General features: G+C 45.9%; 1 protein-coding gene. It reads left to right on the top strand.

The window, feature by feature from the left end; genetic code table 11:
- Positions 1-226: 226 nt before the first annotated feature.
- Positions 227-766 carry a hypothetical protein gene (locus A3751_RS15435; RefSeq protein WP_068457548.1) on the top strand — a complete coding sequence of 180 codons (540 nt, stop codon included), beginning with the start codon at positions 227-229 and terminating at the stop codon, positions 764-766.
- Positions 767-1,092: the final 326 nt, after the last annotated feature.

Below are 1,092 nucleotides of genomic sequence, written 5' to 3' on the forward strand. Positions count from 1 at the left end.
TATTCATCTGGCTTATCAGAGAGCGACCTGACTTGGAACGAAGCCACTCTTGATCGTTTCTTGAAAGACCCAGCCGGCACCGTACCAGGCACTACTATGGGCTTTGGCGGGGTAAAAGACCCCAGTGAGAGGGCCGCAATCATTGAAGCTCTTCGAGCACTTAAATAGGGGTAACAAGTCGCTAGAGGATAATCACTGAGAAAATCCAACATCGTATGGACAAAGAATGAAGATAAAAAAATATCTGGCTTTTACTTATCTAGCAGCGTTACTCATGCCTGGCTTGGTGTATGCCAATGACAACGACGAGATATACCGGAAGCTGCTAAAAGCCGAATACAACAATCGTGTATTTGCTTATCTTTCCACTCAAATCATAGCCAAGAACCGAGTAGGCTCTCCCATGGGGGAGTTCTATCAAGCGTACTTTCAACTGGAAAAACTGAACAGAGGCCGTTACGAGCGCATGAAAAGTGAACTTAACTTGGACTACCAACCCAATCTGTTCACACGCACACGCGGAAAGTTAACCGGTTATGTCTCCTCGGTTATACCTATTACAGCGGGCATGCTTGTGGCTATCATACAGCCCTACATGGAAAAACTTGCCGCATTGAAAGAAGCGGCCCCGATAGAGCACGCTGAATTTTTTGCTTATGTAGTGGCACAAGAGAAGGCTCAACTTAAAACGGCACAGACAGCAGAAAACAAGGGATGGTCAGCAGGGGCTACGATTTTGAGAGAGTTTATCGAACATCAAAAATAGACTTCAAGTTTTCCCGCAATTAGAACCGGCACTCGAAGGGCTGTAAAAACGCGTAGGTTTTACAGCCCATTCTTCCGGAATCCCGCCCTATCACACCCAAATCAACGACTACTGACTTCCAGCACTGAAGATTCCGCAACCAAACGGTTGCGTTTTTACAGCCCTTCGAGTGCCGGTTCTAATTGCGGGAAAACTTGAAGTCTATTTTTGATGTTCGATAAACTCTCTCAAAATCGTAGCCCCTGCTGACCATCCCTTGTTTTCTGCTGTCTGTGCCGTTTTAAGTTGAGCCTTCTCTTGTGCCACTACATAAGCAAAAAATTCAG

The sequence above is a fragment of the Oleiphilus sp. HI0080 genome (assembly GCF_001635135.1).